Below are 3,414 nucleotides of genomic sequence, written 5' to 3' on the forward strand. Positions count from 1 at the left end.
GACGACGGCGTCGACCTGGTCGCTGGCCAGGCGCACGTGGCGACCCCTGCGGTGGCGGGGTGGCTGGACCGCGACCGCTGCGGTGCGGGCGACCGTCTCGTCCACGCCGGGGGCGTGCTTGTCGTCGGCGGCTGCCAGCAGGCGGGTCTCCGCGTCCAGGATGATCCGGTGGCTGAACCGGTCCTCGTCCGGCCGGTCGAACGCCGTGGTGCCGTCGGGGCGGCGCCACCCCTCCGGCACGGTCCACCGGTCCGGGCCGGTCAACGGCACGCACCCGGCAAGGGCGGTCGCGACGACGCGGTCGTGCAGAGCGATCCGCTCCGCCGCGTCCGGCAGCCGCAGACCGCGGGTGGCGCGCGCTGCCTCGGCGAGCAGGTTCCACCGGGTCCACGTCGAGCGCCTCGCCAGCACCGAGTCCAGGGCTACCGCGGCGAGGTGCTCGACAACGTCGTCGGTGACGCTCGGACGGGCTGCGTGGGTGGGGCGTTGGTGCAGGCGGCTTCGGGGCGTCCCGCCGACTCGTGCCGTGCCGCGCCGGCGTCGGTTGCTGACGGTGGAGGTGTCGTCGCTGGTCAGGTTCTCGTGACGGAGTCCGTGACGGAGTCCGTCACGGAGTGCCCCCGTGACTCCGTCAGTGTCGTGACCGACTCCGACGCGGCTGCGGCCGCGACCAAAAGCGGCGCCTGAAGCCGGTGCTGCCGCGTGCTTGGCGCTCCACGCCGGGGCGAGCAGGGGGTGCGGGGCGCGGCGCAGCAGGCGGCGGGCCCGCGAGCGCCACCATGCCATCAGCTCGGGCAGCGGTCGCATCGTCTTGGCCGGGCGGGTTGCGGTGGTCAGCCGCTGGCGCAGCCGGGTTGTCTCCGCCCGGTTGGGTCCGCGTCCGTGCGCGGCGTGGAAGTCGACCAGGGCGTCGGTCATCGCGGTGGCGATCGCCGCCGACCGGGTCGAGAACTCGCCGAGCAGGTCGTCGGGGACGGCGTCGAGCTCGAACGCCGGGGTGCGCCGCGGTCCGCGGTCCCGCCACCCCCACGACGACCCGCCACGGTGCCCGACGTTCTGGTCGAGGGCGGTCGTGAGGCGGTCGGCGAGCAGGTCGTCGTAGAGCTCGGACACCGCGACCGCGGCGTGGTGCAGGGCCCGGGAGTCCAGCGACCGCCACACCCCGTCCAGGCCCTGGACCTTGTTCGCGACCACGACATGGGTGTGCAGGTTCGGGTCGCCGGTGCGGGTGTCCCAATGGTCGAACAGCGCGGCGACCATCCCCCGGGTCGGGACCTGCGCGATCGAGTTGCGCCCGACCCGTGTGAACAGGGCCCGGTCCTGCAGGAACGCGAGCGCGTCGCGGACCGCCGCCCGGTGCGCAGCCGCCACCATGGCCTGGATGTCGGGGTCGGCCAACGCCCACAGAACGCTGGCCGACTTCGGTGCGGTGAACGTGAGATCGAACCCGGCAACTGCGGCCCGCGGCCGGCGCGCGCCTTCAAGGCGGGTGATCGCCTCGACCGCGGCAGCGCGGGCGGAGTCCGTCATCGACTCCGGCAGCGCCGCGACGGAGTCGGCGATCCGCTGCGCCTGGCTGCGGAACGCCGGGTAGGGGCGGCCCAGCGGCGTCCCGCTGGTGGGGTGCTGGCCGTGGCCGTAGAGACGGGCCATGCCCTCCTCGGTCACCGTCGCGCCGGACGCGATCCCGAGGCCGGCGAGCCCGGCGCCGTACCAGGACCCGGGCGGATAGCCCGACGCCGTGTAGTACGCCGTCAACGGCGTCGAAGGGTCCCGTTGCACATCACCGCACGCGGTGTGGCGCAACAGGTACTGGTACCCCGCGCCCGCGGACATCCGCGCCATGGACATCACGACACAGCGCTCCCAAGAGCGCGGCGCGCGAGATCATCCACACCTCAAGATGCGCGTCATCCGATGTCGAAAGCGCGCCGTCAGCGGCCGTCCGCTCCTTGGAGCCAGAGGAGTCCGCGCTGACGATCTTGATCGTCGGGTTGTGAGGATGAGAATGGTGGGGCCGCTCGGCGACGCCGTTTCACTCTGGTGCCGGAGCCCGAAGAAGAGTCCGGTGCGGGGACCTCGGGTGTGTCTGATTGTTGCTGCGAGCACGTGGGTCTGTATCCATGGCAGAGGTCCCTCCGGGTGGCGCTTCATCGATGAGCGCGGAGGTGGTCGTGATGGATGTGCTGTTCGACCGGGTTGCCGGGATCGATGTCGGCAAGGCGACGGTGACGGTGTGCGTGCGGACGCCGGGCACGGGGCGCAAGCGGGCGTCGGAGACTCGGACGTTCCGGACGATGACCAGGTCGTTGGTGGTGATGGCGGACTGGCTCGAGGAGTGCGGTGTGACGCTGGCGGCGATGGAGTCCACGGCTACGTACTGGAAGCCGATCTTCTACTGCCTGGAGGAGCGGATGGAGTGCTGGTTGCTCAACGCCGCGCATATGAAGGCGGTCCCGGGTCGCAAGACCGACGTGCGGGATGCGGAGTGGATCGCTCAGCTCCTCGAGCATGGGCTGGTGAGTCCGTCGTTCGTGCCGCCGCCGGAGGTCCGCACCTTGCGGAACCTGACCCGCTACCGGCTCCAGCTCATGGGGGACCGGACCCGGGACGCTGGCCGGTTGGAGAAGCTGCTCGAGGACGCCTCGATCAAGCTGTCGGTGGTCGCGTCCAACATCACCGGGACGTCGTCGCGGGAGATGCTCGCTGCGCTGGTCGCCGGTGAGCGGGACGCGGCGGTGATGGCCGACATGGCGCACTCGACGCTGCGGCGCAAGATCCCGGATCTGACCGAGGCGTTGACCGGGCGCTTCGACGATCACCACGCGGCGATCGTGGGGCAGCTGCTCACCAAGCTGGAGCAGACCGAGGCCGGGCTTCGGCGCATCGACGCCGAGCTCGAGATCCGGATGGTGCCGTTCGCGCGGCAGCTCGAGCTGCTGCGCACCATCCCGGGTGTCGGGTTGGTGACTGCGCAGGTCTTCATCGCCGAGACCGGTGCAGACATGTCGAAGTTCGGGTCCCCTGAGCACCTCGCTGCGTGGGTCGGTCTTGCCCCCGCGATCCACGAGTCGGCCGGGAAGCGAACGCCGGCGGGATCCCGTCGCGGCAACAAGTTCCTGACCTCGATGCTGGTCGAGGCCGCGAACTCCGCGTCGCGCACGAAGAACACCTACCTGGCCTCGCAGTTCAAGCGGATCGCCTCCCGGCGAGGACACGGTCGAGCCGCGGTCGCCGTCGCGCACTCCATGCTCGTGTCCGCCTACTGGATGCTCGTGCGCGACGAGCCCTACCAAGACCTCGGCCCTGACTGGCTGTCCAAGCGCAACGACGAGGCGCACGCACGGCGCCTGGTCGCCCAGCTCGAACGGCTCGGCCACACCGTCGTGCTCGACCCTGTCGCCTGAACTAGGG

At 71.4% G+C, this 3,414-nt stretch carries 2 protein-coding genes; one reads left to right on the top strand and one right to left on the bottom strand.

Annotation, left to right across the window (positions count from 1 at the left end):
* A partial coding sequence (gene mobF / locus EPO55_RS26035) for a MobF family relaxase (protein WP_296340542.1) occupies nt 1–1,851 on the bottom strand: 1,851 nt, incomplete at its 3' end.
* Between the two features lie 326 nt (nt 1,852–2,177).
* Between mobF and EPO55_RS26040 the strand changes: the two genes are divergently transcribed.
* The gene (locus EPO55_RS26040) at nt 2,178–3,407 is read left to right on the top strand and encodes an IS110 family transposase (RefSeq protein ID WP_296340540.1); all 1,230 of its coding nucleotides are present in this window, start codon (nt 2,178–2,180) and stop codon (nt 3,405–3,407) included.
* Nucleotides 3,408–3,414: the final 7 nt, after the last annotated feature.

It is taken from the genome of Reyranella sp., assembly GCF_004296935.1.
GTDB lineage: Bacteria > Pseudomonadota > Alphaproteobacteria > Reyranellales > Reyranellaceae > Reyranella.

Coding starts and splice junctions, on each gene's coding strand:
- EPO55_RS26040 (WP_296340540.1), top strand. CDS start 2,178: ATGGATGTGCTGTTCGACCGGGTTGCCGGGATCGATGTCGGCAAGGCG.